This window comes from Streptomyces sp. 7N604 (genome assembly GCF_052245475.1).
GTDB lineage: Bacteria > Actinomycetota > Actinomycetes > Streptomycetales > Streptomycetaceae > Streptomyces.
Map to the genome: position 1 here is coordinate 136,371 of NZ_JBQQBX010000023.1, position 25,909 is coordinate 162,279.

25 protein-coding genes are annotated in these 25,909 nt (G+C 71.5%); 19 read left to right on the plus strand and 6 right to left on the minus strand.

Features of this window, described 5'->3' with window-relative positions; all coding sequences use genetic code 11:
* Positions 1-76 precede the first annotated feature (76 nt).
* On the plus strand, positions 77-850 hold the full coding sequence (locus tag ACTWP8_RS25140; RefSeq protein ID WP_443324390.1) for an MBL fold metallo-hydrolase: 774 nt from the start codon (positions 77-79) through the stop codon (positions 848-850).
* Positions 851-956: 106 nt separating this feature from the next.
* The gene (locus tag ACTWP8_RS25145; RefSeq protein WP_443324391.1) at positions 957-1,817 is read left to right on the plus strand and encodes a YhjD/YihY/BrkB family envelope integrity protein; all 861 of its coding nucleotides are present in this window, start codon (positions 957-959) and stop codon (positions 1,815-1,817) included.
* Between the two features lie 3 nt (positions 1,818-1,820).
* Here ACTWP8_RS25145 and ACTWP8_RS25150 read toward each other — a convergent pair whose 3' ends face one another.
* Complete coding sequence (locus tag ACTWP8_RS25150) at positions 1,821-2,972, minus strand: YihY/virulence factor BrkB family protein (RefSeq protein ID WP_443324392.1); 1,152 nt, start codon at positions 2,970-2,972, stop codon at positions 1,821-1,823.
* An 18-nt stretch (positions 2,973-2,990) separates the two neighbouring features.
* Between ACTWP8_RS25150 and ACTWP8_RS25155 the strand changes: the two genes are divergently transcribed.
* Complete coding sequence (locus ACTWP8_RS25155; RefSeq protein WP_443324393.1) at positions 2,991-4,643, plus strand: acyl-CoA dehydrogenase family protein; 1,653 nt, start codon at positions 2,991-2,993, stop codon at positions 4,641-4,643.
* 244 nt (positions 4,644-4,887) lie between these two features.
* Complete coding sequence (locus ACTWP8_RS25160; protein ID WP_443324394.1) at positions 4,888-6,186, plus strand: GAF domain-containing protein; 1,299 nt, start codon at positions 4,888-4,890, stop codon at positions 6,184-6,186.
* A 19-nt stretch (positions 6,187-6,205) separates the two neighbouring features.
* Here ACTWP8_RS25160 and ACTWP8_RS25165 read toward each other — a convergent pair whose 3' ends face one another.
* Positions 6,206-6,976 (minus strand): hypothetical protein, encoded by a 771-nt coding sequence (locus ACTWP8_RS25165; protein ID WP_443324395.1) that lies wholly within the window; start codon positions 6,974-6,976, stop codon positions 6,206-6,208.
* Between the two features lie 189 nt (positions 6,977-7,165).
* Between ACTWP8_RS25165 and ACTWP8_RS25170 the strand changes: the two genes are divergently transcribed.
* The 13 genes from ACTWP8_RS25170 to ACTWP8_RS25230 all read left to right on the plus strand — a co-directional run bounded on the left by ACTWP8_RS25170 (position 7,166) and on the right by ACTWP8_RS25230 (position 18,345).
* Positions 7,166-7,849, plus strand: coding sequence for a class F sortase (locus tag ACTWP8_RS25170; RefSeq protein ID WP_443324396.1), 684 nt, complete (start codon positions 7,166-7,168; stop codon positions 7,847-7,849).
* Between the two features lie 84 nt (positions 7,850-7,933).
* Positions 7,934-8,500: a GNAT family N-acetyltransferase gene (locus tag ACTWP8_RS25175; protein WP_443324397.1), complete on the plus strand. Its 567-nt coding sequence runs from the start codon at positions 7,934-7,936 to the stop codon at positions 8,498-8,500.
* A 92-nt stretch (positions 8,501-8,592) separates the two neighbouring features.
* Positions 8,593-8,676 carry a putative leader peptide gene (locus ACTWP8_RS25180; protein ID WP_309471194.1) on the plus strand — a complete coding sequence of 28 codons (84 nt, stop codon included), beginning with the start codon at positions 8,593-8,595 and terminating at the stop codon, positions 8,674-8,676.
* Positions 8,677-8,857: 181 nt separating this feature from the next.
* Positions 8,858-10,555, plus strand: coding sequence for a nitrite/sulfite reductase (locus tag ACTWP8_RS25185; protein ID WP_443324398.1), 1,698 nt, complete (start codon positions 8,858-8,860; stop codon positions 10,553-10,555).
* Positions 10,552-10,734 carry a hypothetical protein gene (locus ACTWP8_RS25190; RefSeq protein WP_443314621.1) on the plus strand — a complete coding sequence of 61 codons (183 nt, stop codon included), beginning with the start codon at positions 10,552-10,554 and terminating at the stop codon, positions 10,732-10,734. The genes ACTWP8_RS25185 and ACTWP8_RS25190 overlap by 4 nt, the downstream gene beginning before the upstream one ends.
* Positions 10,731-11,438, plus strand: coding sequence for a phosphoadenylyl-sulfate reductase (locus ACTWP8_RS25195; protein ID WP_443324399.1), 708 nt, complete (start codon positions 10,731-10,733; stop codon positions 11,436-11,438). The genes ACTWP8_RS25190 and ACTWP8_RS25195 overlap by 4 nt, the downstream gene beginning before the upstream one ends.
* Positions 11,439-11,530: 92 nt before the next feature.
* Complete coding sequence (cysC, locus tag ACTWP8_RS25200; protein WP_443324421.1) at positions 11,531-12,064, plus strand: adenylyl-sulfate kinase; 534 nt, start codon at positions 11,531-11,533, stop codon at positions 12,062-12,064.
* A gap of 139 nt (positions 12,065-12,203) precedes the next feature.
* Positions 12,204-13,139, plus strand: coding sequence for a sulfate adenylyltransferase subunit CysD (gene cysD / locus ACTWP8_RS25205; RefSeq protein WP_443314619.1), 936 nt, complete (start codon positions 12,204-12,206; stop codon positions 13,137-13,139).
* A gap of 2 nt (positions 13,140-13,141) precedes the next feature.
* Positions 13,142-14,497 carry a sulfate adenylyltransferase subunit 1 gene (locus tag ACTWP8_RS25210; protein ID WP_443324400.1) on the plus strand — a complete coding sequence of 452 codons (1,356 nt, stop codon included), beginning with the start codon at positions 13,142-13,144 and terminating at the stop codon, positions 14,495-14,497.
* Between the two features lie 203 nt (positions 14,498-14,700).
* Positions 14,701-15,831 carry an ABC transporter substrate-binding protein gene (locus ACTWP8_RS25215; protein ID WP_443324401.1) on the plus strand — a complete coding sequence of 377 codons (1,131 nt, stop codon included), beginning with the start codon at positions 14,701-14,703 and terminating at the stop codon, positions 15,829-15,831.
* Between the two features lie 33 nt (positions 15,832-15,864).
* Positions 15,865-16,656, plus strand: a complete 792-nt coding sequence (locus ACTWP8_RS25220; RefSeq protein WP_443324402.1) for an ABC transporter ATP-binding protein — start codon at positions 15,865-15,867, stop codon at positions 16,654-16,656.
* Complete coding sequence (locus ACTWP8_RS25225) at positions 16,643-17,551, plus strand: ABC transporter permease (RefSeq protein ID WP_443324403.1); 909 nt, start codon at positions 16,643-16,645, stop codon at positions 17,549-17,551. Before ACTWP8_RS25220 ends, ACTWP8_RS25225 begins: the two co-directional genes overlap by 14 nt.
* Positions 17,552-17,565: 14 nt before the next feature.
* On the plus strand, positions 17,566-18,345 hold the full coding sequence (locus ACTWP8_RS25230; RefSeq protein WP_443324404.1) for a sirohydrochlorin chelatase: 780 nt from the start codon (positions 17,566-17,568) through the stop codon (positions 18,343-18,345).
* 231 nt (positions 18,346-18,576) lie between these two features.
* Here ACTWP8_RS25230 and ACTWP8_RS25235 read toward each other — a convergent pair whose 3' ends face one another.
* Positions 18,577-19,500: an arginase family protein gene (locus tag ACTWP8_RS25235; protein WP_443324405.1), complete on the minus strand. Its 924-nt coding sequence runs from the start codon at positions 19,498-19,500 to the stop codon at positions 18,577-18,579.
* Positions 19,501-19,699: 199 nt separating this feature from the next.
* Between ACTWP8_RS25235 and ACTWP8_RS25240 the strand changes: the two genes are divergently transcribed.
* A complete protein-coding gene (locus ACTWP8_RS25240) occupies positions 19,700-19,906 on the plus strand; it encodes a DUF4236 domain-containing protein (protein ID WP_443324406.1) in 207 nt (68 codons plus the stop codon).
* Positions 19,907-19,913: 7 nt separating this feature from the next.
* Here ACTWP8_RS25240 and ACTWP8_RS25245 read toward each other — a convergent pair whose 3' ends face one another.
* The 3 genes from ACTWP8_RS25245 to ACTWP8_RS25255 form a co-directional block, all read right to left on the minus strand.
* On the minus strand, positions 19,914-20,453 hold the full coding sequence (locus tag ACTWP8_RS25245; protein WP_443324407.1) for a DUF1697 domain-containing protein: 540 nt from the start codon (positions 20,451-20,453) through the stop codon (positions 19,914-19,916).
* Between the two features lie 27 nt (positions 20,454-20,480).
* Entirely contained in the window at positions 20,481-21,554 is a 1,074-nt protein-coding gene (locus ACTWP8_RS25250) for a glycosyltransferase family 2 protein (protein WP_443324408.1), read from the minus strand.
* Between the two features lie 404 nt (positions 21,555-21,958).
* Positions 21,959-23,167, minus strand: coding sequence for a S8 family serine peptidase (locus ACTWP8_RS25255; protein ID WP_443324409.1), 1,209 nt, complete (start codon positions 23,165-23,167; stop codon positions 21,959-21,961).
* A gap of 385 nt (positions 23,168-23,552) precedes the next feature.
* On the opposite strand from ACTWP8_RS25255, the gene ACTWP8_RS25260 reads away from it, so the two are divergent.
* Entirely contained in the window at positions 23,553-25,865 is a 2,313-nt protein-coding gene (locus ACTWP8_RS25260; protein WP_443324410.1) for an MMPL family transporter, read from the plus strand.
* Positions 25,866-25,909 lie beyond the last annotated feature (44 nt).

Sequence of the window (25,909 nt, forward strand, 5' to 3'; positions counted from 1 at the left end):
ACGGCCGGAGGGCGGTGGCGCGGCTGCGGTGTGAGACTGGTGAGGGAGAGGCCTTCCGAGCACCCGGGAGCAGGCCATGAACGGACAGCTCGCCGTCACCAGGATCACCCACAGCTGCCACCTGATCGAGATCGGCGGGTGGACGCTGCTCACGGACCCGTGGTTCAGCGAGAGGCCCGCCCATCACCCCGGGGAGCCCATCGCCTCCTCGGTGGCGGACCTTCCGGACCTCGACGCCGTCCTCATCAGCCACCACCACTACGACCACTGCGACCTCGAGGCCTTCGCGTCCTACCGGGACAAGGACGTGCCGATGATCGTCGCGGCCCCGGTCGTCGAGCGCGCCAGGAAGGCCGGATTCCGCCACGTCCGCGCCCTCTACCCCTGGGAGAGCACGCGCCTCGACGACCGGGCCGGCCGCGGCGAACTGACCGTCACCGCCATCCCGGCCAGGCACAAGGTCTACGAGGTCACGTTCGTCGTACAAGGCGGCGGGCAGACCGTCTACTTCGCGGGCGACACCCTGCTGGTCCCCGAGCTCAAGGAGCTGGCCGGCCGCTTCCCCGACATCGACCTGCTGCTCGTACCGACCAACGGGCTGCGGCTGCGCCCGCTGTTCAACCGCCAGGTGGTGATGAGCGCCCAGGACGCCGCCACGCTCACCTCCTGGCTGAAGCCGCGGGTCGCGGTGCCGCACCACTACGCGTACACCAGTGGGCGGCTCGGCGACCGACTGATCACCAAGTCCGACCGCGACCCCCAGAACTTCGTCCGCGCCGTGCACGTCACGGCCCCCGGGACGGACGTCCGGGTGATCGCACCCGGTGAGCGGCTGACAGTCGGCGGCTGACGGTCGGCGGCTGACGGCTGAGCTGACGGCTGACGGTCTGAGCCATTCCGGGGTCTCTCCGTGCGCCGTCGCACCGCGATGACCCCGATCGGGTAGGCGAGATTCCATGCGCGAGAAGTCTTCCGGCGCCGAGGGCGATGCGTCGGCGTGGCGGAGGCTGTACCGCGGGCTCCGCCGCTCCACCGCCGCGCGCGGCTGGCGGCGGGGCAGCGAGCTGGAGCTGATGCACCGCTCGATGGGCTTCGCGGCGCTCGGGTTCCTCACGCTGGTGCCGCTGCTGATCGTGGTCGCGGCGGTCGACCCGGCGAACGGCCAGGGGTTCGCCGAGTGGCTCAGCGAGGGCCTGGGGGTGTCGATGGGTGCCCAGCAGGAGGTCGAGGAGCTGTTCTCCGAGCCCAGGAAGGCGCTCGAGGCCACGACCGCGTACGGCCTCGCCGCCCTCTGCGTCTTCGGCCTGACGTTCGGCTCGGCCGTGCAGACCGGCTACGAGAAGGTGTGGGAGCTGCCCTCGGCCCGCTGGCACACCATGTGGCGGCACGCGCTGTGGCTCGCCGCGCTGATCGGCTACCTCTTCGTGTCGGCCCAGATCACCCAGGACCGCCAGCCGGCCGGGAACGCCTTCGTGACCTCTCTCTGGCACTTTCTCAGCGCGGCGGCGAGTGCCGTGGTGTTCTTCTGGTGGTCGCAGCGGCTGCTGCTCGTGGGCCGGGTCGGCTGGGCCGCCCTGCTGCCCGGCGCTGTGGCGACGGTGATCGGCCTCATCGGCCTGCGGGTGTTCTCCCGGCTGGTGTTCTCGCCACTGATCGCGTCCAATGCCGTCACCTACGGCCCGTTCGGCACCGTGCTCGTCGTCCAGTCCTGGCTGGTGGGCGTCGGGTTCGTGGTCTTCGGCGGGGCCCTCGTCGGCCGCCTGCTGCACGAGGAGTACCCCCGCGTGGCCCAGCTGCTGCCGCGCCACCGCAGGTGAGGCTCACTCCTCCCGCTTGGCGTGCAGCCGCGCGCGGACGTCCTCCGGCGGCAGGAACTGCGCCCACCTTTCGGGGAATTCGGAGGGCGGCTCGGCGTCGGGGCCGTCCTCGGACTCGTCCCAGTCCTCGTCCGGCTCGTCCGCACCCGCGCGGGCCGCGCGCTGGGCCGCCGCCCGCGCGATCAGCTCCGCTGCCGCCGCCTCCCGTGCACGCTCGTTCGCCTCGCGCGCCGCCGCCGTCGCGACCGAGGGCCACACCCGGTCGATCGCCGCGTTGACCGCCGCGCCGACCAGCACGGCGAAGGCCGAGACGCCGATCCACAGCAGGACGGCCACGGGCGCGGCCAGCGACCCGTAGATGGTCGGGCCCTCGACCGTGTTGGTGAGGTAGATGCGCAGCAGGAAGCTGCCGAGCACCCACATCGCCAGCGCCACCAAAGCGCCCGGAATGTCCTCCTCCCAGGGCGAGCGGACCGGTACGGACACGTGGTACAGGGTGGTGAGGAAGGCCACCGACAGGACGAGGACCACCGGCCAGTACAGGACGCGTACGACCGCCTCGCTCCACGGCACGATGTCCATGACCGCGTCGGGGCCCGCCACCATCAGCGGCAGCGCCACGGCCCCCACTCCCAAGGCGATCAGATACAGCAGGAAGGCGAGCAGCCGGGTCTTGACGATGCCCCGGACGCCGTCGAGTCCGTACATCACGGTGATCGTGTCGATGAAGACGTTGACCGCCCGCGAGCCGGACCACAGGGCGAGGGCGAAGCCGAGCGAGATGATGTCCGGCCGCCCGCCACGGGTGACGTCGTTCAGCAGCGGCCGGGCGATCTCCTCCACGCCGCGCTCGGACAGCACGGTCCCCGACGCGGTGAGGATGTTCTGCCGGATGCTCTCGATCGTCTCGGTGCCGGTCCAGGCGTCGAGGTAGCCGAGCAGCCCGATGAGGCCGAGCAGCAGCGGCGGCAGCGACAGCAGGGTGAAGAAGGCCGCCTCGGCGGCCAGGCCGAGGATCCGGTACTCGATGCACGAGTTGACCGTGTCCTTGAGCAGCAGCCACCCCACGTTACGCTTGGACAGATGCGGATAAAGGGCGCGTGCCCTGCGCCAGCGGCTCGTGGACCGCCTGGGGGATGACTCTGCTGCTCGCACCTCCTTAACGTATCTGGCATGGGAGCCTCGACTCACACCGTGACCAATCAAGCTCCGCCGCTGACCGGCTACGACGTCTTCACCACCGACGCCGCCCTCACCGAGGGCGTCGCGCGGCACGCCGCGCCCGGGCGCCTGGCGGAGATACGTGCCGAGCTGGGCGAGCTGGGGCGGGCCGCGGGCTCCGCCCAGGCGCAGGAGTGGGGTGCCCAGGCCAACGACCACCCGCCCGTCCTGCGCACCCACGACCGCTACGGCCACCGCATCGACGAGGTCGAGTTCCACCCGGCCTGGCACCGCCTGCTGCGCAAGGCCGTCTCCTCCGGGCTCACCGGCGCCTGGCCGCGCCCCGACGGGCACCTGCGGCGGACGGCCGGCTTCCTGGTGTGGACGCAGACCGACGCGGGCCACGGCTGCCCGGTCTCCATGACCCACGCGGCGGTCCCGGCCCTGCGCACCGACCCGGAGCTGGCAGCCGAGTGGGAGCCGCGGCTCACCTCGCGGATCTACGTGCCCGACCTGCTGCCCGCCGCCGAGAAGCCGGGCGCCCTGCTGGGGATGGGCATGACGGAGAAACAGGGCGGTTCCGACGTACGGGCCAACACCACGCGCGCCGAGCCCCTGGCCGCCGCGGGCGAGTACGTCCTCACCGGTCACAAGTGGTTCTGTTCCGCCCCCATGTCGGACGGCTTCCTCGTACTGGCCCAGGCGCCCGGAGGCCTGACCTGCTTCCTGCTCCCCCGCGTCCTCCCGGACGGCACACGCAACACCTTCCGGATCCAGCGGCTCAAGGACAAGCTGGGAAACCGCTCCAACGCCTCGGGCGAGGTGGAGTTCGACGGGACGACCTGGGCGCGCCGGGTCGGCGAGGAGGGCCGCGGCGTCGCCACCATCATCGGCATGGTCGCGGCGACCCGGCTGGACTGCGTGACCGGCGCGGCCGCGGTCATGCGGCAGGCGGTCGCGCAGGCGGTGCACCACACGGCGTACCGCAGCGCCTTCGGCGGCCCGCTGATCGACAAGCCGCTGATGCGCAACGTCCTGGCCGACCTGGCGCTGGAGTCGGAGGCGGCGACGACGGTGGCGCTGCGGCTGGCGGCGGCGTACGACGCGGCTGCGGACACAGAGGGTGGCGAGGCGGAACGGCAGCTGCTGCGCCTCGCGGTCCCGGCCGCCAAGTACTGGGTGACCAAGCGCTGCACGCCGTTGGCTGCCGAGGCCCTCGAGTGCCTGGGCGGCAACGGCTACGTCGAGGAGTCGGGCTTGCCGCGGCTGCTGCGCGAGTCCCCGCTCAACTCCATCTGGGAGGGCTCGGGCAACATCCAGGCCCTCGATGTGCTGCGCGCCCTCCAGCGCGAGCCCGCCGCCCTCGACGCGTTCCTCACCGAGCTCGGCCGGGCCCGCGGCGCGGACCACCGCCTGGACGGCGCGATCAAGGACATGCTCACCGAACTCGCCGATCTGAGCGGGATCGAGGCACGGGCGCGGCGGCTGGTGGAGCGGATGGCGCTCGCATTGCAGGGCTCGCTGCTCGTACGCTTCGCGCCGCCCGAGGTCGCCGACGCCTTCTGCGCCTCGCGGCTCGGCCGCGACTGGGGCGGGGCGTTCGGCACGCTCCCGCACACCCTGGACCTGGCGTCGATCGTGGACCGTGCGCGGGTGCAGGTCTGAGGGTCCGCGGGAGCTGCCCGTCCGCCGGAACCGGGTGATGCCGCGCCGACACGGCACCACCCCGTCCGCGTACGCCCCCACTCTTGCCCTGCGGCGCAGCGAGGCACAAACGTTGCGGTGGGTTGCAGGAATTACGCCAAGTGCCCTCCCCGTCACGGTCACCGGCGGCACCATAGGAAGGCGCGGCCGACCGGGCCCGCCCTGCCGCCCCTTCGTCCTTCCCGTCACTTCGGAGACCGGATCCGTGAACGACGAACCGCTGGACATGCCCCGGATGTCGGCCGTGGGCCCCCGCCACGCCACCCGCCTCCTCAGCGGCGTACGGGCGGCCGCGCTGGACGGCAGGACACCGCGGTTCACCCACCGCAAGGTGATCGACGAGTCGTGGCACCGGGTCCTGCGGCACGGCGTCGACCCCGACCGGGGCACCCACTCGGGCCTGCTCGGGCTCGACGAGGTCGAGCACCGGCGCCGGTCCACACCGCTCGCCACGGTCCTGCCGACCCTGCGCGAGGGCCTGATGGCGGCGGCCGACGAGGCCTGGCACATCATGGTGATCACCGACGCCGAGGGCCGGCTGCTGTGGCGGGACGGCAACATGACCGTCCAGAAGAAGGCCGACCAGCTCGGCTTCTCCGTGGGCGCGAGCTGGGCCGAGGAAGTGGCGGGCACCAACGCCATCGGCACATCGCTGGTCTCCCGCGGCCCGCTCCAGGTGCACTCCGCCGAGCACTTCGTCCGCGCCTTCCACGCGCTGTCCTGCGCGGCCGCGCCCGTACGCGACCCGCGCGACGGGCGCCTGCTGGGCGTGGCCAATGTGACCGGACCGGCCGCCGCCATCCATCCCGCTACCCTCGCCCTGGTCAGCGCGGTCGCCAGGGTCGCCGAGGGCGAGATACGGGAGCGGCACCGGGAGGCGGTCGACCGGCTCCGCTCGGTGGCCGCGCCGGTCCTGGCCCGGGTGGGCGGCCGGGCGCTGGCCGTGGACCGCAACGGCTGGACGGCCGGGGTCACCGGCATGCTGCCGCCGGACCGGGTGTCGCTGCCCAAGTCCCTCCGGGCCGGGCAGGTCTGGATCCCCTCGCTCGGCATGTGCAGCGCGGAGCCGCTGCCGGACGGCTGGCTGCTGCGGGTCGACGGCGAGGGTCCGGGTGGCGAGGGGCGCGGCGCTCCGCCGGGCCGGGTCGTGCTGGACCTGCGGCGGGCCGGGCAGCCCTCGCTGTCCGTGACGGGGGCGGCGGGCAGCTGGAGCCAGGAACTGACCCCGCGCCATGCGGAGTTGCTGTACGTCCTCGCCCGGCACCGCAAGGGCCGTACGGCGTCGCAGCTGGCCGCGGACCTGTTCGGCGACCCGGCGCGTACGGTGACCGTGCGGGCCGAGCTGTCCCGGGTCCGGCGGACGCTCGGCGGGCTGCTGGACCATCGGCCGTACCGCTTCGCCGACGGGATGCGGGTCGAGCTGCTCACCCCGGCCGACGCCTCGGACCTGCTGCCGCACTCGACGGCGCCCGCTCTGCTCGCGGCGCGGTCCGCCCCGGGCTGACTCCGAGAGACTGCCCGCGTCAGCCGAAGTCGGCCGGGCGGCGGCGGATGAGGTAGTAGCCCCCGGCCGCCAGCGAGCCCGCGACGAGTCCGATACCGAGGGCGACGGTGACCGGGGGTACGTGCGAGCCGCCGCCGCCGAGACCGGCCCTCACCGGGCGCCGCGGGATCGCCGGGGCGCTGTGGACCGGGGGCGGTGCCGCGGTGGCGACACCGTGCGGCGGGACGACGACGGTCCCGCCGGAGGCGCGGGATGTGTCCTCGTCCACGGTCCCGGCGGCGGCCGCTCTCTTCTTGCGGGCCTCAGCGGCCTCAGCGGCCTCGTCGGCCTTATGGGCCTTGCGGTCCTTGTGGGCGCTGTCTGCCGTGCGGGCGTTGCCTGCGGTCGCGTTCCCCTCCTCCGCCCGCCGACCGGCTTCGCGCGCTACGACGCGAAAGCGCCCGCCCGTGACCGTCCAGCCGCCGCAGGTGGCGGAGACGGTGTGCGTGCCGGGCTCCACGGCGCCGAAGACCTTGGGCCTGGCGACCGATGAGGACGTGCCGGGCTGCCCCCTGAGCCGGGTGCGCGGAAAGGCGTTGGACTCGACGATCGCGTCGTAGGCACGGCCCGTGCCGCGGCAGCTGCGGCCGTCGACGGTGATCGTCAGGGTGCCGCCCTGTTTCACCGTCACCGGTGTGACGACGATGTCGCTCGGGCCCTCGCGGCCGGGGTCCGCGGCGGCGAGCGGAGCGGGCAGGCCGAGAGCCGCCACGGCGAGCGCGGCGGCAACGAGGGTCCGGGAGGCGTGCATGCTCCTACGCTCGCCCGGCCCGGCGGGACGCGCATGCCGCGCTGCTCCGGCCGGGTGGGGACGGGCGGCCCCCTCGCGCCCCGCCACCCGTTCGCCCGCCTGCTGTCGCCGCCCCAACCTCCCGGTCCTAACGTGCCGTTAGAACCAGGCGCGGAGGCGACCGCGCCCGAAGGGCCCGAGGGGTGAGAGATGCGTGCGAAGGACAGCCCGGGCCGGGGCAGCTACACGCCGGTGCGGACGAAGCGCTCGCCCTGGGGGTTCATAATCCTCGTCCTTCTCATCGGGGTCGCCCTCATAAGGAACGGGTCGCACGCGGAGTCGGGTCCGCCGCAGCCGACCTCCGATTCCGCGGCCGAGCACCGGTCCGAGGCCGCGCACAAGAGCTCCGCACCCGCCAGCCCGCTGCCCGGACCGCTGCCCGCGTCCACCCCGAGCCGGGTGGTAATCCCCGCCATCAGGATCGACGCCCCGCTGATGCCGGTGGGCCTCGACCCCGAAGGCTGGGTCGACGCGCCGCCGGCGACGGAGAAGAACCTGGCCGGATGGTTCAAGGACGCCGTCTCCCCCGGCCAGAGCGGGACGTCGGTCATCGTGGGGCACGTGGACAACCAGACCGGGCCTGTCGTGTTCTACAACCTCGGCGCCCTCAGGAAGGGGCACCGGGTGGAGGTGGTCCGGGAGGACGGCCGCACCGCGGTGTTCGAGATCTACGGCATCGAGGTGTTCGAGAAGCGGAACTTCCCCGCGGACCGGGTCTACGGCGACACGGGGCGGCCGGAGCTCCGGGTCATAACGTGCGGCGGCGGCTTCTCGAAGACCAACGGCTACTCGGGCAACGTCGTCGTCTTCGCCAGGATGACCGACGTGCGATGAGTCACAGCGGACGTCACAGGAGGAGCCGCCGCGGCGGCTCCTCCGCCGGTGAGGGTGTCCGGCGCGCGTGGTTGGCTGTGAGGTATGAGCATCACCGTGACCACCTGGTCCCTGGAGCAGACCTCGCCCGCCGACCTCGCGCCCGCCACCCGGCCGGACGCGGGCAGCGGCATACGGATCGTCCGGTCCGAGGTGCCCTCACCCGAGTTCAGCCGCTTCCTCTACACCGCCGTCGGCGGCGACGTGACGTGGACCGACCGGCTCGGCTGGCCGTACGAGCGGTGGCAGGCGTTCCTGGACCGGCCCGGCGTCGAGACCTGGGTCGCCTACGTCCGCGGGACCCCCGCCGGGTACATCGAGCTGGAGGCCCAGGACGAGGGGGTCGTGGAGATCTCGTACTTCGGGCTGATCCCCGCCTTCCGGGGGCGGCGTGTCGGCGGGTACCTGCTGAGCGAGGGCACGGCCCGTGCCTGGGACCTCGCCGAGCGCTGGCCGGGGCTCACCCCGACCAAGCGGGTGTGGGTGCACACCTGCAGCAAGGACGGTCCGTACGCCCTCGACAACTACCGGCGCCGCGGCTTCCGGCTCTTCGGGACGAAGACCGAGGAGGAACCGGAGGTGCCCGCACCTGGCCCCTGGCCGGATGCGTGACCCGCACCACATCATCTCACGGAACGGGACATTGCTGTCCACATGATGGATACCGGTGGACGCTCCCGAGACCCCCATGACACGCTTTCGTCATGTCTCGAGCTGGAATTGCCTTGGTGAGTCGGCGGCACGTCGACCTCGGCCGCATGTCCAGCGCCATCTGTCCGGCGGGCTGATAGTCACAGCACTGCCGCACCCACCGCCGTCCCCATCGTCGCGGACGAGCTGACGCCCCCGGTCCCCCACTGCTGCACGCGCCCTCCGCGCTGTGCCGGGGACACCTGCATATCGGCAGGTCAGACAGGGTGCCGCCAGCCCGGTCCGCCCCCTTGAGCCGCCCCGAAGGACATCACACCCATGGCCGCCACCCCAGAACGCGCTACGGCTGCAACGACCCGCCGCAAGGCCGGACGCCACCGCGGCGAGGGCCAGTGGGCCAAGGGCCACTTCACCCCGCTCAACGCCAACGAGCAGACCAAGAAGGACGACGACGGTCTCAATGTGCGGACGCGCATTGAGACGATCTACGCCCACCGCGGCTTCGACTCGATCGACGGTGCCGACCTGCGCGGGCGTATGCGCTGGTGGGGCCTCTACACCCAGCGCAAGCCCGGCATCGACGGCGGCAAGACCGCGATCCTCGAGCCGGAGGAGCTGGACGACGAGTACTTCATGATGCGGGTCCGCATCGACGGCGGGCGGCTGACGACCGAGCAGCTGCGGGTCATCGGCGAGATCTCCCAGGAGTTCGCCCGCGGCACGGCCGACATCACCGACCGGCAGAACGTCCAGTACCACTGGATCCGGATCGAGGACGTGCCCGAGATCTGGCGCCGCCTGGAGGCCGTCGGCCTGTCGACCACGGAGGCGTGCGGCGACACCCCGCGCGTCATCCTCGGCTCCCCGGTCGCCGGGATCGCCGAGGACGAGGTCATCGACGGCACCCCGGCCATCGAGGAGATCCACCGCCGCATCATCGGCAACCCGGCCTTCTCCAACCTGCCGCGGAAGTTCAAGTCGGCGATCTCCGGCTCCCCGCTGCTGGATGTCGCGCACGAGATCAACGACGTCGCGTTCGTCGGCGTCAACCACCCCGAACACGGCCCCGGTTTCGACCTGTGGGTCGGCGGCGGCCTGTCGACGAACCCCAAGATCGGTGTCCGGCTCGGCGCCTGGGTCCCGCTCGACGAGGTGCCCGAGGTCTACGAGGGCGTCGTCTCGATCTTCCGCGACTACGGCTACCGCAGGCTGCGCACCCGCGCCCGGCTGAAGTTCCTGGTCGCCGACTGGGGCGCCGAGCGGTTCCGCGAGGTGCTCGAGGACGAGTACCTGAAGCGCAAGCTGGTCGACGGGCCCGCCCCCGACCAGCCCGTCCAGCAGTGGCGCGACCATGTCGGCGTCCACCGCCAGAAGGACGGCCGCTTCTACGTCGGCTTCGCCCCGCGCGTCGGCCGGGTCGACGGCACCGTCCTCACCAAGATCGCCGAGCTGGCCGAGGCCCACGGCTCGGGCCGCCTCCGTACCACCGTCGAGCAGAAGATGCTCGTGCTCGACGTCGAGGAGTCGCAGGTCGAGTCGCTGGTCGCCGGTCTCGAGGCGCTTGACCTGCAGGTCAAGCCGTCGGCCTTCCGCCGCGGCACCATGGCCTGCACCGGCATCGAGTTCTGCAAGCTCGCCATCGTCGAGACGAAGGCGCGCGGCGCCTCGCTCGTCGACGAGCTCGAGCGCCGGCTGCCGGACTTCGACGAGCCGATCACCATCAACGTCAACGGCTGCCCCAACGCCTGCGCCCGTATCCAGGTCGCGGACATCGGTCTCAAGGGCCAGCTGGTCCTGGACGAGGACGGCAACCAGGTCGAGGGTTTCCAGGTGCACCTGGGCGGCGCACTGGGCCTCGAGCCCGGCTTCGGCCGCAAGGTCCGCGGCCTGAAGGTCACCTCCGCCGAACTGACCGACTACGTCGAGCGGGTGCTCAAGCGCTTCCAGAAGGAGCGCGCGGACGGCGAGCGGTTCGCCCAGTGGGCGGCGCGTGCGTCCGAGGAGGCGCTGTCGTGAGTGAGCGAGCGGCGCCCTTCTATTGCCCGTATTGCGGTGACGAGGACCTGCGGCCCTCCGAGGAGGGCCACGGAGCTTGGGAATGCGCGTCCTGCAACCGCGCGTTCCGCCTGTCGTTCCTCGGGCTGCTGGCCAAGGGTCTGCAGCGCGACCGCAGCGAAGGGGGCAACACCGCATGACAACCGCACAGCAGCGCACGGCAGTTGAACTCCAGGAGCTGGCCGAGCAGGCGGGCCGCGACCTGGAGGACGCGTCCGCGCTCGACATCCTGCGCTGGGCCACCGACACCTTCGGCGGCCGCTTCTGCGTGACCTCCTCCATGGAGGACGCCGTGGTGGCACACCTCGCCTCGCGCGCCCGCCCGGGCGTCGACGTGGTGTTCCTCGACACCGGCTACCACTTCCCGGAGACCATCGGCACCCGCGACGCGGTCGAGGCCGTGATGGACGTCAACGTCATCTCCCTCACCCCCCGCCAGACGGTCGCCGAGCAGGACGCCGAGTACGGGCCGAAGCTGCACGACCGGAACCCGGACCTGTGCTGCGCTCTGCGCAAGGTCAAGCCGCTCGAGGAGGGCCTGACCGGGTACGACGCGTGGGCGACGGGCCTGCGCCGCGACGAGTCCCCGACCCGGGCGGACACCCCGGTCGTCGGCTGGGACGCCAAGCGGCAGAAGGTCAAGGTCTCCCCGATCGCCCGCTGGACGCAGGGAGACGTGGACGCGTACGTCGCCGAGCACGGCGTGCTCACCAACCCGCTGCTGATGGACGGTTACGCCTCCGTCGGCTGCGCGCCGTGCACCCGCCGGGTGCTGGAGGGCGAGGACGCGCGCGCCGGCCGCTGGGCGGGACGCAGCAAGACCGAGTGCGGGCTGCACGGCTGATGACGGAACGAATACGCGAAGGACGGGACATGAGCGTGACAGGCCACGGCGCGCGCGACACCGGGTCTGAGCGCCCGGAGGCGAGCGCGCCAATGTTGGGCGCCACGGTGTGGCTCACCGGTCTGCCGAGCGCGGGCAAGACGACGATCGCCTACGCGCTGGCGGAGCGGCTGCGCGGTGAGGGGCACCGGGCGGAGGTGCTGGACGGGGACGAGATCCGCGAGTTCCTCTCCGCCGGTCTCGGCTTCTCCCGCGAGGACCGGCACACCAACGTGCAGCGCATCGGCTTCGTCGCCGAGCTGCTGGCGAGCAACGGCGTGAAGGCGCTCGTCCCGGTCATCGCGCCCTACGCGGACTCTCGGGAGGCGGTGCGCAAGCGCCACCAGACCGAGGGCACCGCGTACGTCGAGGTGCATGTCGCGACCCCCGTCGAGGTGTGCTCCGTGCGCGACGTGAAGGGTCTCTACGCCAAGCAGGCGGCCGGCGAGATCTCCGGGCTCACCGGGGTCGACGACCCGTACGAGGAGCCGGAGTCCCCCGACCTGCGGATCGAGTCGCAGAACCAGACCGTGCAGGAGTCCGCCGCCGCGCTGCATGCGCTGCTGGTTGAGAGGGGATTGGCGTGAGCGACGCACGCGCGGCCGCCGGGCCGCAGCCGACTGGGGGCACCCCCGGCCGGAGGTTGGGGGAGGCCGCACCTCTGCGCCGCGCGGGCGGCAGTGACATGAGCCGCTGGCGCGGCGGGGCGAACGAGAGGGGTGCAGCGTGACGACGGCCGCGATCGTGAGCGAGGGCACCGACAACCCGTACGCCCTGACACACCTGGACGCGCTCGAGTCCGAGGCGGTGCACATCTTCCGCGAGGTGGCGGGCGAGTTCGAGCGGCCGGTGATCCTCTTCTCCGGCGGCAAGGACTCGATCGTCATGCTGCATCTGGCGCTGAAGGCGTTCGCCCCTGCGGCGATCCCCTTCTCCCTGCTGCATGTGGACACCGGGCACAACTTCCCCGAGGTCATCGACTACCGGGACCGTACGGTCGCCCGGCACGGACTGCGGCTGCACGTCGCCTCCGTCCAGGAGTTCATCGACCGCGGCGAGCTGCGCGAGCGCCCCGACGGCACGCGCAACCCGCTGCAGACCGTCCCCCTCCTGGACGCCATCGACAAGAACCGCTTCGACGCGGTCTTCGGCGGCGGGCGGCGGGACGAGGAGAAGGCCCGCGCCAAGGAGCGGGTGTTCTCGCTGCGGGACGAGTTCGGCGGCTGGGACCCCCGGCGCCAGCGCCCCGAGCTGTGGCAGCTCTACAACGGCCGCCACTCCCCCGGCGAGCACGTCCGGGTCTTCCCGCTGTCCAACTGGACCGAGCTGGACGTGTGGCAGTACATCGCCCGGGAGAAGATCGAACTCCCGGAGATCTACTACGCCCACGACCGTGAGGTCTTCCAGCGCAGCGGCATGTGGCTGGCCCCCGGCGAGTGGGGCGGCCCGAAGGACGGCGAGCGGGTCGAGACCCGGCTGGTGCGCTACCGAACGGTCGGCGACATGTCCTGCACCGGCGCCGTGGACTCCGACGCGACCACGATCGAGGCCGTGATCGCGGAGATCGCCGCGTCGCGGCTGACCGAGCGGGGCGCGACCCGCGCCGACGACAAGCTGTCCGAGGCCGCGATGGAAGACCGTAAGCGCGAGGGGTACTTCTAGCCATGACCAGCACGAGCTCGACCACGAGCGCGATCATCGAGGAGGCCGCGGCCACCTCGCTGCTGCGCTTCGCCACCGCGGGATCCGTCGACGACGGCAAGTCCACGCTGGTCGGCCGGCTGCTGCACGACTCCAAGTCGGTGCTGGCGGACCAGCTCGAGGCCGTGGAGCACGCCTCGCGCAGCCGCGGCCAGGAGGCGCCGGACCTGGCGCTGCTGACCGACGGGCTGCGCGCGGAGCGGGAGCAGGGCATCACCATCGATGTCGCGTACCGCTACTTCGCCACGCCCCGGCGGCGGTTCATCCTGGCCGACACCCCCGGGCACGTGCAGTACACCCGGAACATGGTCACCGGTGCGTCCACCGCGGAGCTCGCCGTGGTCCTGGTCGACGCGCGCAACGGCGTGGTCGAGCAGACCCGCCGGCACGCCGCCGTGGCCGCGCTCCTCCGGGTGCCCCACGTGGTCTTGGCGGTCAACAAGATGGACCTCGTCGACTACGCCGAGCCCGTCTTCGCCGCCATCGCCGAGGAGTTCACGCAGTACGCCGCCTCCCTCGGCGTCCCGGACATCACGGCCATCCCGATCTCCGCACTGGCCGGGGACAACGTGGTGACGGCGTCGGCGAACATGGACTGGTACGGCGGCCCGACCGTGCTGGAGCACCTGGAGACGGTGCCGGTGGGCACCGACGCATCGCAGGAGCCCGCCCGCTTCCCGGTCCAGTACGTGATCCGCCCCCAGACCGCCGAGCACCCGGACTACCGCGGCTACGCGGGCCAGATCGCCTCCGGCGTGCTGCGCACCGGCGACGAGGTCACCGTCCTGCCGTCGGGCCTCACCAGCACGATCGAGGGCATCGACGCGCTGGGCGACTCCGTCGACGTGGCCTGGGCCCCGCAGTCCGTCACCGTCCGGCTGGCCGACGACCTGGACATCTCCCGCGGCGACATCATCGTCCCGACCGCCTCGGCCCCCGCCACGACGCAGGACATCGAGGCGACCGTCTGCCACCTCCACGACCGTCCGCTGAAGCCCGGTGCGCGCGTGCTGCTCAAGCACACCACCCGCACGGTGAAGGCGATCGTCAAGGAGATCCCCTCCCGGCTGACCCTGGACGATCTGTCCCAGCACCCGGCGCCGGGCGAGCTGGCCGCCAACGACATCGGCCGGGTCGTCGTACGCACCGCGGAGCCCCTCGCCCTCGACGCGTACGCCGACTCCCGCCGCACCGGGTCCTTCCTGCTGATCGACCCGGCGGACGGCACGACCCTGACGGCCGGCATGGTCGGCACCGCGTTCGGCGCCTCCGCGACGGCGGACGAGGCGGCCGCGGACGACGAGGGATGGGACTTCTGAGCATGGTTGTCGACGTCTTCTCGACCTTCGCCAAGGAGGGCGGCCGCATAGGCAGCGGTGTCCTCGGCAGCGGTCAGGGCGGGACCGGGCGATGTGTGCGCTCATGAGCCACATCCCCAGGCCTCACCCACCGCGCCGAAGACCTACCGACCTGCCGGGCGTCCCCTGACCGGACGCCGGCCTCTACGAGAGGAAGACCTCCCGTGTCTGCCGATCGCACGACCTCCGCTCGACCATCCCGCCGCGGCCGCCTCCTCGCCGCGGCCGCCGTCCTCCCGCTTCTGGCCGGCGCCCTCGGTGCCTGCGGCTACGGCTCGCAGGCCAAGGAGGGGGACAACACCAGCTCGCCGGCTCCCAAGGGCAAGAAGCTCTCCGTCGACGAGGTGAAGATCGGCTACTTCCCGAACCTGACGCACGCCACGGCGCTGGTGGGCGACCAGGAGGGCATCCTCCAGAAGGAGCTGGGCGGCACCAAGCTCACCTCCGCCGCCTTCAACGCCGGACCGTCCGAGATCGAGGCGCTCAACTCCCGCTCCATCGACATCGGCTGGATCGGCCCCTCCCCCGCCATCAACGGCTTCGCCAAGTCCGACGGCCAAGCCCTGCGGATCATCGGCGGTTCCGCCTCGGGCGGCGTGAAGCTGGTCGTCAACCCGAAGAAGATCAAGACTCTCGACGACGTCAAGGGCAAGAAGATCGCCACCCCGCAGCTGGGCAACACGCAGGACGTGGCGTTCCTCCACTGGATCGCCGAGCAGGGCTGGAAGGTCGACGCCGAGAGCGGCAAGGGCGATGTGTCCGTCGTCCGCACGGACAACAAGGTGACGCCGGACGCCTACAAGTCCGGTTCCATCGACGGCGCGTGGGTGCCCGAGCCGACGGCCTCCAAGCTCGTCGCGGAGGGTGGGAAGGTCCTCCTCGACGAGGGCACGCTGTGGCCCGACAAGAAGTTCGTGATCACGAACCTCATCGTGTCGCAGAGCTTCCTCGACGAGCACCCGGACGTCGTCGAGGCCGTGCTGCGCGGCTCGGTGAAGACCAACCAGTGGATCAAGGACAACCCGGACAAGGCCAAGGCCGCCGCCAACGCCGCGCTCAAGAAGCTGTCCGGCAAGGCCCTGCCGCCCGAGGTGCTCGACCCGGCGTGGAAGAGCATCGAGATCACAGATGACCCGCTGGCCGCCACGCTCAACACCGAGGCCGAGCACGCGGTCAAGGCCGGCCTGCTGGAGGAGCCGGACCTGAAGGGCATCTACGACCTCGGCCCGCTGAACAAGGTGCTGAAGGCCGAGGGCAAGCCCGAGGTCGACGACGCCGGTCTCAGCGCCAAGTAATCGCACGCCGGACCTTTCCAGGAGGTGACACCCATGTCCGCCACGCTCACCAAGGCTGCCGACGCCGACACGGCGGCGTCCTACGCCGCCCGCATCGCGCACGTCTCGAAGTCCTTCGGCCGACCCGGTGCGCAGCAGCTCGTACTGGACGACATCACCATCGATGTGGCTCCGGGTGAGTTCGTCACCCTCCTGGGAGCGTCCGGCTGCGGAAAATCAACCCTGCTCAACCTGGTCGCAGGTCTCGACCGGCCGTCCGCCGGGGGCATCGAAGTCCCCGGCGGCCGGCCGGCCCTGATGTTCCAGGAGCACGCCCTCTTCCCGTGGCTGACCGCGGGCAAGAACATCGAGCTCGCACTGAAGCTGCGCGGAGTGCCGCGCGGCGAGCGGCGCGAGGAGGCCGAGCGCCTGCTGGAGCTCGTACGGCTCACCGGCGCGTACCGCAAGCGGGTGCACGAGCTGTCCGGCGGAATGCGGCAGCGCGTGGCACTGGCCCGGGCGCTCGCCCAGGACAGCCGGCTGCTGCTGATGGACGAGCCGTTCGCCGCGCTCGACGCGATCACGCGCGACGTGCTGCACGACGAGCTGACCCGTATCTGGCGGGAGACGGACGTCTCCATCCTGTTCGTCACGCACAACGTGCGGGAGGCGGTACGGCTCGCCCAGCGCGTCGTGCTGCTGTCCTCGCGGCCGGGCCGGGTCGCCCGTGAATGGAAGGTGGACATCCCCCAGCCGCGCCGCATCGAGGACGCCGCGGTGGCGGAGCTGTCCGTCGAGATCACCGAGGAACTGCGTGGGGAGATCCGCCGTCATGGCCAGCACTGAGACCAAGGACGCGGTGCTGCCGCAGAAGACCGAGGACGCGAACGACCTGGCCGGGCTCGAGGCGGGCCTGGACGCCCTGGACACGGTGCAGGTGCGGCGCACCCCGCTGCGCCAGGCCCTGGTGCAGAAGGTGTTCCCGCCGCTGCTGGCCGTCGCCCTGGTGATGGTCGTCTGGCAGCTGCTGGTCTGGGCGAAGGTCACCGAGGAGTACAAGCTCCCTGCGCCGTCCGCCGTCTGGGAGAGCGTGACCGACCTGTGGCTCCAGGGCGAGCTGCACGAGGTCATCTGGACCAGCGTCTCCCGGGGACTGCTGGGATTCCTGCTGGCGCTCGCCATCGGCACCCCGCTTGGCCTGCTGGTCGCCCGCTTGAGGTTCGTGCGCGCGGCCATCGGCCCGATCCTGTCCGGCCTTCAGTCGCTGCCGTCGGTGGCCTGGGTGCCGCCGGCCGTGATCTGGCTCGGGCTCAACGACTCGATGATGTACGCCGTGATCCTGCTCGGCGCGGTCCCCTCGATCGCCAACGGCCTGGTCTCCGGCGTCGACCAGGTGCCCCCGCTGTTCCTGCGCGCCGGACGCACCCTGGGTGCCACCGGACTCCGCGGCACCCGGCACATCGTCATGCCGGCCGCGCTGCCCGGATACCTGGCGGGGCTGAAGCAGGGCTGGGCCTTCTCGTGGCGCTCGTTGATGGCCGCGGAGATCATCGCCTCGTCTCCCGAACTGGGCCTGGGTCTGGGGCAGCTGCTGGAGAACGGGCGCAACAACGCGGACATGCCCGGCGTCTTCCTCGCCATCCTCCTGATCCTCCTCGTCGGTATCGCGATCGACCTGCTGCTCTTCAGCCCGCTGGAGCGGTGGGTGCTGAAGAACCGCGGTCTCCTCGTCAAGAGCTGAATGCGCTGAAGCCCATGCACGCCCCTGCGCCCTCGCCCGTACTCCTCGTCGTCGCCCACGGCAGCCGCGACCCGCGGCACGCGGCGACCGTCACCGCGCTCACCGAGCGGGTGCGGTCGCTGCGGCCCGGGCTGCGCGTCGAGACCGGCTTTCTCGAGTTCAACGCGCCCAGCGTGCCGCAGGTCTTGGAAAAACTCAGCCTGGAGCGGCCGGCCGCCGAGGGCGTTCGGGACGTCGTAGCGCTGCCGCTGCTGCTCACCCGCGCCTTCCACGCCAAGTCGGACATCCCGACCGTCCTGCGCGAGGCGTCTGCCCGCCTCCCCCGGCTCACCATCCGGCAGGCGGACGTACTCGGCCCGTCCCCGCTCCTCACGGCCACCCTGGAGCGGCGGCTGTACGAAGCCGGGGTGCGCCCCGGCGACCGGCGCTCGACCGGGGTCGTGCTGGCCTCGGCGGGCTCCTCGGACCCGGAGGCGATCGCAGTGATCGCTGAAATCGCGCGGGAGTGGCGGCACACCGGCTGGTGCGCCGTGCGACCTGCGTTCGCCTCCGCATCACTTCCCCGCACCGAGGACGCGGTGCGGCAGCTGCGCGCCGAGGGCGCGCGGCGGGTGGCTGTCGCGCCGTACGTCGTCGCGCCCGGCTTCCTGCCGGACCGCATCGCCGCGGGCGCGTGGGAGGCCGGCGCCGACGCGCTGGCCGGTGTCCTCGGCCCGTCCCCCGAACTGGCCCGGCTCCTGCTCCAGCGCTACGACGAGGCCCGCGTACCGAGGATCGCGGCACTGACGGCCTGATGGAGCCGGGGCTGCTCCAAGCGGGAAGGTTCGGGCCTGTTGGGCTGCTGGGGCAGAGCAAGGCCCCCAGGTGCGCATGCGCGTGAGGCGGTACGCATCGCGCGTGAGGCGGTACGCATCGCGCGTGAGGCGGTACGCATGCGCGTGAGGCGGTACGCGTATGCGTGACGGCCCGTCTCGGTCTCGCCGTCCCTCGCCCGGATCCGGCGCATGATGGCCGGAGAGCGGCCCTTACGAGCGCGCCAGCAGATCTGCGAGCAGCCCGACCAGGGCTTCGGCTCCGGAACCGTCCGGGTCCTTGGCCGGGTTGTAGCAGCCGATCGACAGGCCCGCCAGGCGGCCGCGGTCCGCGGTCAGCGGGTGCATCAGGTCGTGGAGTTCGGCGGTGGTCAGGCCGCCCGGCATCAGGTAGTCGGTGGCCGGGAGGGCCTGCTCGTCCAGGACGTCGACGTCGAGGTGCACCCAGTGGCGGCCGTCCGGCGTGCCGGCGGCCAGGCGGTCCCGCGCATCCGACCCGGCCTCGCGCATACCGCGGGAACGCAGGTCCGCGGGGCTGAGTTCGGGCCGCAGTCCGACTTCCTCCGGCAGGACCGAGGCCAGCCCCGCGGCCTCCTCGCGGTCCCGCGGTCCGAGGAGGGCGAGCCGGTCGGCAGAGACGATGGGGGCGGCCACCTCGTCACACCACGCGGCTGGACCGGCGCCGGTCACCACGGCCACCGGCATGTCCGCGGGCTCGCCCGTGGTCGACGTCCGGCCGTCGTAGAGGTCGAGGTGCCCGTCCAGGTAGGCCAGGCCCACAGTGCCGAGGGCGTCGCGCGCGCCCGCCAGCGCTCCGGGCAGCAGGGTGCAGTCGCCCCCGAGCACGAGCGGCACTGTGCCCTCGCGCACGATGTCGGCGAGCCGGGCCCGCAGCGCCCCCGTGGCGGCGCGCACCGACGGCCATCCCTGGACACCGGTTCTGGCGTCCCTGACCGGGCCGACGAGGCGTACGTCGAGATCACCGAGGTCGGAGGCGGCTGCGACGGCGTCCGCCAGGCCCGCGGCCCGCAGGGCCGCCGGGGCCAGCTCGGTGCCGGTGGGCGGGTCGCCCGGCTCGGGCATGCCCACGCAGTGGATGGGCACGCCGACCAGTACGACCTGGTACGGACGGCTCACACGCCCAGTCTCGGCCCCCGGGACACGACCGGCAATCCGACATCATGGGAAGAAAACCATCGACCCTGTAGATCCGTCGACCCTGTAGATCCGTCGACCCTGTCGACCCTGTTGACCCCGTTGACCCCGTTGACCGATCGATACGTTGACCCCGTTGACCCGTCGATTCATCGATCCATCGATCCAAGCGAGGTGCCCGATGCCGATCCGCTACCACAAGCGCGTGACGATCGTCCCCAAGCTCGTCCACCTCAACCTGAGCCCGCACGGTTGGTCCGTATCGTTCGGACCGCGTCAGGCACACATCACCTGGCACCGCCACGGCCGACGTACGACGACGGTGCGGCTGCCCGGCGGCTTCTCCTGGCGGCGGCACAGCCGTGGTCACGGCGGGGGTCACCACTGACGGAGGGTCAGCCGTCCGTCATCGCCAGCAGTTTGGTGACGGTGTTCCAGTTCCGGGCGGTGGCGGTGACGCCGAGCTTGGCGTTCGCCAGGACCTCGGCGAGCTTGCTTCTGCCGATGCCGTTCGGGCAGTGCAGAAAGATCTCGCGCTCGCCGAGCCGGAACTCGTCCGGCAGGTACGCTTCCGGGTCGATGCCGCTCAGCCGCCCCGGATCGACGGGTCCCGACAGGAAGGTCACCAGGAACTTCGCGGGTTCGAAGGACGAGGGCGGAAAGGGGTTCCGTTCGACGACGGCACGCAGCTCGGCCGCGCTGAGGACGACGCACGCCACCTCGAACCCGAAGCGGTCCGCCAGGGCCCGCTCGAGCTCGGCCGCGACCCCGCCCGGGTCCTGCTCGTCGCGGCTGAAGACCGCGTTCCCGCTCTGCAGAAGCGTGCGGACGTCGCCGTAACCGAGCCCGCCGAGCAGTTCCCGCAGGGCCGCCATCGGCACCTTCTTGTGGCCGCCCACATTGATCCCGCGCAGCAGCGCCACATACGTCGTCACGCCTGCACCCTACGCGAATCCCGGTGCTCACCCTGCCGGACAGGGGGTCGAAGCGCGGCCCTTCTCGTACACGGTGAGGCCCCGGGACAGCCGGAGCGGGACCAGGAGGAGTTCGACGGCGAGGGCCTTCCAGGCGTAGTAGAGGTTGACGACCTTGTTCGGGTAGACGCAGGGGATGTTCAGGAGCACGCCGAGGACGGGGAGTCTGCGGCGGTGGGCCGCGTAGACGAGGGGTGGTGCGGTGAGGAGGACTTCCGCGGCGACCCACCACGCCAGGGCCGATGCCAGGGACTGTTCCGTCGTCGCCGCTAGGACGAAGGGCGTGGCCCACCACAGCGGTGCCGTGAGGATCTCCACCAGCGCGAGGAGGATCCAGAGGGCGAGCAGGGGCTTCCTGGTGACGAGCGGTCCCAGGTGCAGGCGCACGTTCTGGCAGAAGCCCGCCATCCAGCGCCACACCTGCTTGCGCAGATATCTGAGGGTCTCGGGGTCGGCCGCCCACGCCACCGCGTCGCCGACGTAGACGGCTCTGCGGCCCTCGATCTGCCGGGACCAGGTGAAGTCCATGTCCTCGACGATCGTGCGCTCGGGGAATCCTCCGGACGCTACGAGGACGTCGCGCCGGAAGGCCGAGCAGCAACCCGAGCAGACCATGGGGCTGTTGGCGCGGTTCTGGATCGGCCGCTGCCAGTGAAAGCCGAAGAGGTACTCGACCGATCGCCCGCGCTCCCAGACCGTCCGCGTGAAGCGCGTCTGCACATTGCCCGCCGCCACGACCACACCGGGGTCGTCGAAGGCCGGTCCGATCCGCTCGATGTAGTCGGGGGCGAGCACGGTGTCGGCGTCAACCGCGAGCACGAGATCGGTGTCGCAGTGCGGCAGCGCGTAGTTCTGCGCCTTCGCCTTGCTGCCGAGGTTGCGCGGCGGCCGCAGCACCGTCACGCCGTGGCCCGCCGCCACCTCTCCCGTACGGTCGGTCGAGCCGTCGTCGACGACGATGACCTCGTCCGCCGGGACCGTTTGCCGGGAGAGGGACTCCAGCGTGGCAGGAAGGCCCTCCTCTTCGTTGTGAGCCGGGACGATGACCGTGACGCTCCGCATAGCTGATTCCCCCCGAGTTTCAGAACTCCGCTGCCCACGACCGTGGCCAGCCCGATGACGCCGTAGACGATGGTGCTGAGGCCGATGAACGGCAGACCCCCGTGCATCCCGTACCCCCGTTTCGCTGCTGCCCCGTGACGTAGCGTCGGCCCATCACGCCGTTTACGTCACTGACAGTAGCCGTACTCGCCGAATCACGCCTCCGGCGATCGCATCCTGTGGATAACTCGGGCCGGAAGCCAGAAAGCCCGACGCCCTGAAGTCCGGAAGCCCGGAAGCCCGGAAGCCCGGAAGCCCGGAAACACGGAAGCCCGGAAACACGGAGGAAACACGGAACCGGCCGCCGCGCCCCGTGGGGGAGGGCGCGGCGGCCGGCGACTGAAAGCGGCGCGACGGCGGGAGGGTTACTCCACGACCTTCAGCAGCTTGTTCGGGGTGCCTTCGCTCGGGTTGGAGATCTTGTCCGGCGTGGCGCCCTCGGTCAGCGCGGTCGCCACCGCGTCAGGCGCGGCGTCCGTGTGGTTGCCGAGGTAGACGGCGGCGGCACCGACGACGTGCGGCGTGGCCATCGAGGTACCGGAGATGGTCTTCGTGCCCGTGTCGCTGTCGTTCCAGGCGGAGGTGATCTCCGAGCCCGGGGCGTAGATGTCCACCACGCTGCCGAAGTTGGAGAAGTCCGACTGCTCGTCGTTCTCGGTGCTGGAAGCGACGGTGATCGCTTCCTTCACCCGGGCCGGGGAGCCCTCGCCCGCGTCGGCGGACTCGTTGCCCGCCGCGACACCGAAGGTCACGCCGGAGGCGATCGCCTTCTGCACAGCCGCGTCCAGGGCCTCGTCGGCGCCACCGCCGAGGCTCATGTTGGCGACGGACGGACCCTGGTGGTTCTCCGTCACCCAGTCGATGCCCGCGACGACCTGCTCGGTGGTGCCGGAGCCCTGGTCGTCCAGGACGCGGACGGCGACGATCTTGGCCTTCTTGGCGACGCCGTGCTGGGCACCGGCGACGGTGCCCGCGACGTGCGTGCCGTGGCCGTTGCCGTCGTCCGCCGAGTCGTCGCCGTCGACGGCGTCGAAGCCGTGCGACGCCCGGCCCTCGAAGTCCTCGTGGCTGATCCGCACACCGGTGTCGATGACGTACGCGGTGACGCCCTCGCCGGCGCCGTCCGGGTAGGTGTACTTCTTGTCGCCCTCGGTGTCGGCCTGGTCGATCCGGTCCAGGCCCCAGGACGGCGGGTTCTCCTGGGTGGCGTTGATGCTGAACTTCTTGTTCTGCACGACCTTGCCGACGGCCGGGTCGGCGGCGAGCCGCTTGGCCTCGGTCTCGCTGAGCCCGTTGGCGGAGAAGCCGTTGATGGCGGAGGAGTAGTTGCGCTTGAGCTTGCCGCCGTACTCCTGGGCCAGCTCCTTCTTTTCGGCCTTCTTGTCGGCCTTCTTGTCCAGCATGACGATGTAGCTGCCGTCGACGGCGCCCTTGGCATCGGCGCCGTAGATCTTGCCTTCCGCGGGCGCGGCGCCCGCGGGGAGCGTCAGCAGGGTTCCTCCGGCGATTGCGGCGACCGCGGCGGATATCGCCACCGTGAGCCGTCGCTTGCTGGAACGCTTGTGTGTAGCCATGAAGAGAGATCTCCTCGTGTGCTGTGTGGGGGGTTGAAAGCGTTGTTGCCAACGCCCCGGCACGCAGCAAGATCTGCGCCCGGGTGGCTCGAAACCCTGTCTGATTGACGCGCTCAAATCAATGGCGGCTCGCAGGTGTGACGTGCGCAACAAACCTGCAAGCTTCAGAAATCGCCACAGAATGGACGAAGTTGAAGCTGATCGCCTCAATTCCCTTTACGTGTAAGGGGTCATGGTCCCCCGTAGTGGGGAGAGCCCCACTCCAAATGGTGGAGGCCGCGTTCCAGGGGATCACCGGGCAGCAGGATGAGGCGACGCCACGCGCACCCTAGCGTCATAGCGAAGGTGGCGGCACGGTGCCGCCGCCGCGCCCGAGGGGGGAAACGTGGCGAGCCACACACCAGGGACGGACGACCCGAGATCAAGGACGGATGCCGGGCGCGGGCCGCGCGGCTTCGCGGCCCGCGCCGGGAGCTGGAGCGCACGGCACCGGTGGACGGCCGTCGGCGCCTGGCTGGTCTTCGTCGTACTCGCGCTGTTCATCGGGTCCATGGCGGGCCGGGTGGACGTGTCGGAGACCGAGCAGGTGCCCGGTGAGTACGGCAGCGCGGTGAAGATCCTCGACGAGGCGGGCATCGAGGACCCGGCGGGCGAGATGGTGCTCGTCCAGGCGGCCGAGGCCAAGGGCGGTCCCAAAGCGACCGACACCGTCTTCCGCGACGCCGTGGACGACGTCGTCTCCGCGGTGCGGAAGACGGGCGAGGCCACCGCCGTGACCTCCCCGTACGACTCCAAGTCCGTTTCGAAGGACGGCGGTTCCGCGCTGGTCCGGTTCCAGATCCGCGGCGACCCGGACACCGCGGCCGACCGGGTCCAGCCGGTCGTCGACGCGGTGGCGAAGGTCGCGGACGCGCACGAAGAACGGGGCCTGCGGGTCGAGCAGTTCGGCAGTGCCAGCTCCGAGAAGGTCTTCAACGACGCGTTCGGCGACGACTTCCAGCAGGCCGAGTTCTCCGCGCTGCCCATCGCGCTCGGCATCCTGCTCATCGCGTTCGGCGCGCTCGTCGCGGCCCTGCTGCCGGTCGCGCTCGCGATGACCGCGTTCCTGGCCACCACGGGTCTGGTGGCCGTCGTCAGCCACGCCGTGCACATGAGCGACACCGCCAACTCCGTGATGCTGCTGGTCGGTCTGGCCGTCGGCGTCGACTACTGCCTGTTCTACCTGCGCCGCGAGCGCGAGGAGCGGGCGGCGGGGCACGACGCGCAGACCGCGCTGCGGATCGCGGCGGCGACCAGCGGCCGGGCGATCCTCGTCTCCGGAGTCACCGTGATCGTGGCCATGGCCGGAATGCTCTTCACCGGCATCGCCGAGTTCCAGGCGATGGGTCTGGCGACCCTCATGGTGGTCGCGGTCGCGATGGTCGGCTCGGTGACGGTGCTGCCCGCGCTGCTGTCACTGCTCGGCGAGCGGGTGGAGAAGGGCAGAGTGCCGTTCCTGCACAGGATCAAGCGGGGCGGCGGTAACGGCGAGAGCCGGTTCTGGCGGAAGGTCCTCGGCGGCGTACTGCGCAGGCCGCGGCTTTGCGTCGTGGCGGCGGGCGGCGCGCTGGTGGCGCTGGCGCTCCCGGCGATCGGGATGAACACCGCGAACCTCACCCTCGACCAGGAGCTCGGCGACGACCTGCCGATCGTCCGCGCGTACCAGCACATGAACGAGGCCTTCCCCGGCGGCCCCGACCCCGCCAAGGTCGTCGTCAAGGCCGAGGACATCACCGCGGCCCCGGTACGCGCCGCCCTCGACGACTTCCGCAACCGGGCGGTCTCCTCGGGCGCCTCCACGGGCCCGGTCGAGATGACCGTGCACGAGAAGCAGGACGTCGCGGTCCTCGAAGTGCCCCTCTCCGGCGGCACCGACGAGGCGGAGAGCGAGCGGAGCCTGCGCACCCTGCGTGAGGACGTACGGCCCGCGACGTTCGGTGAAGTGCCGGGCGTCAGCGCCCCGATCGGCGGCCAGACCGCGGCCTCGATGGACTTCAACGACAAGCTCGGCTCGAGCGTGGCCCCGGTCTTCGCCTTCGTCGTCGTCTTCGCCTTCATCCTGATGCTGCTGTGCTTCAGGTCGCTGACGATCGCGGTGACGTCGATCGTGCTCAACCTGCTGTCGGTGGGCGCGGCGTACGGCATCCTCACCGCCGTCTTCCAGCACGGCTGGGGGGCGGGCCTGGTCGGCGCGGAGGGCGTGGGCGCGATCGTGTCCTGGCTGCCGCTCTTCCTGTTCGTGATCCTTTTCGGGCTGAGCATGGACTACCACGTCTTCGTGGTGTCCCGGATCCGCGAGGCCCGGGTGCGCGGGCTGACCACGCGCGGTGCGATCACGCACGGCATCACCACGACGGCGGGCGTGGTGACCAGCGCGGCGGTCATCATGGTCGCGGTCTTCGCGATCTTCGGCACGCTGTCCATGCAGAGCATGAAGCAGATGGGGGTGGGGCTCGCGGCGGCGGTGCTCATCGACGCCACCGTCATCCGGGGCGTCCTGCTCCCGGCGGTGATGGCGCTGCTGGGCGAGCACAACTGGTACCTGCCGAGGTGGCTGCGCCGCCTGCCCGACCTGTCGCACGACGAGTCGGCGCTCGCCGCCCAGCCGAGAACCACCGCCTTGGACGGCGGTGACGAGCCGGAGCGGGTGAAGGTCTGACTCCGGCACGGGGGTACGTACGGGCCCGGGGCGCGGGGCCCAGG

What these genes read in the sequence shown, in the direction of transcription:
- ACTWP8_RS25250 (WP_443324408.1), bottom strand. Translation starts at nt 21,554, where the DNA reads ATGCGGAGCGTCACGGTCATCGTCCCGGCTCACAACGAAGAGGAGGGC.
- ACTWP8_RS25240 (WP_443324406.1), top strand. Translation starts at nt 19,700, where the DNA reads ATGCCGATCCGCTACCACAAGCGCGTGACGATCGTCCCCAAGCTCGTC.
- ACTWP8_RS25145 (WP_443324391.1), top strand. Translation starts at nt 957, where the DNA reads ATGCGCGAGAAGTCTTCCGGCGCCGAGGGCGATGCGTCGGCGTGGCGG.
- ACTWP8_RS25225 (WP_443324403.1), top strand. Translation starts at nt 16,643, where the DNA reads ATGGCCAGCACTGAGACCAAGGACGCGGTGCTGCCGCAGAAGACCGAG.
- ACTWP8_RS25230 (WP_443324404.1), top strand. Translation starts at nt 17,566, where the DNA reads ATGCACGCCCCTGCGCCCTCGCCCGTACTCCTCGTCGTCGCCCACGGC.
- ACTWP8_RS25180 (WP_309471194.1), top strand. Translation starts at nt 8,593, where the DNA reads ATGTCTCGAGCTGGAATTGCCTTGGTGAGTCGGCGGCACGTCGACCTC.
- ACTWP8_RS25185 (WP_443324398.1), top strand. Translation starts at nt 8,858, where the DNA reads ATGGCCGCCACCCCAGAACGCGCTACGGCTGCAACGACCCGCCGCAAG.
- ACTWP8_RS25155 (WP_443324393.1), top strand. Translation starts at nt 2,991, where the DNA reads ATGGGAGCCTCGACTCACACCGTGACCAATCAAGCTCCGCCGCTGACC.
- ACTWP8_RS25170 (WP_443324396.1), top strand. Translation starts at nt 7,166, where the DNA reads ATGCGTGCGAAGGACAGCCCGGGCCGGGGCAGCTACACGCCGGTGCGG.
- cysC (WP_443324421.1), top strand. Translation starts at nt 11,531, where the DNA reads ATGTTGGGCGCCACGGTGTGGCTCACCGGTCTGCCGAGCGCGGGCAAG.
- ACTWP8_RS25175 (WP_443324397.1), top strand. Translation starts at nt 7,934, where the DNA reads ATGAGCATCACCGTGACCACCTGGTCCCTGGAGCAGACCTCGCCCGCC.
- ACTWP8_RS25255 (WP_443324409.1), bottom strand. Translation starts at nt 23,167, where the DNA reads ATGGCTACACACAAGCGTTCCAGCAAGCGACGGCTCACGGTGGCGATA.
- ACTWP8_RS25165 (WP_443324395.1), bottom strand. Translation starts at nt 6,976, where the DNA reads ATGCACGCCTCCCGGACCCTCGTTGCCGCCGCGCTCGCCGTGGCGGCT.
- ACTWP8_RS25195 (WP_443324399.1), top strand. Translation starts at nt 10,731, where the DNA reads ATGACAACCGCACAGCAGCGCACGGCAGTTGAACTCCAGGAGCTGGCC.
- ACTWP8_RS25140 (WP_443324390.1), top strand. Translation starts at nt 77, where the DNA reads ATGAACGGACAGCTCGCCGTCACCAGGATCACCCACAGCTGCCACCTG.
- ACTWP8_RS25210 (WP_443324400.1), top strand. Translation starts at nt 13,142, where the DNA reads ATGACCAGCACGAGCTCGACCACGAGCGCGATCATCGAGGAGGCCGCG.
- ACTWP8_RS25220 (WP_443324402.1), top strand. Translation starts at nt 15,865, where the DNA reads ATGTCCGCCACGCTCACCAAGGCTGCCGACGCCGACACGGCGGCGTCC.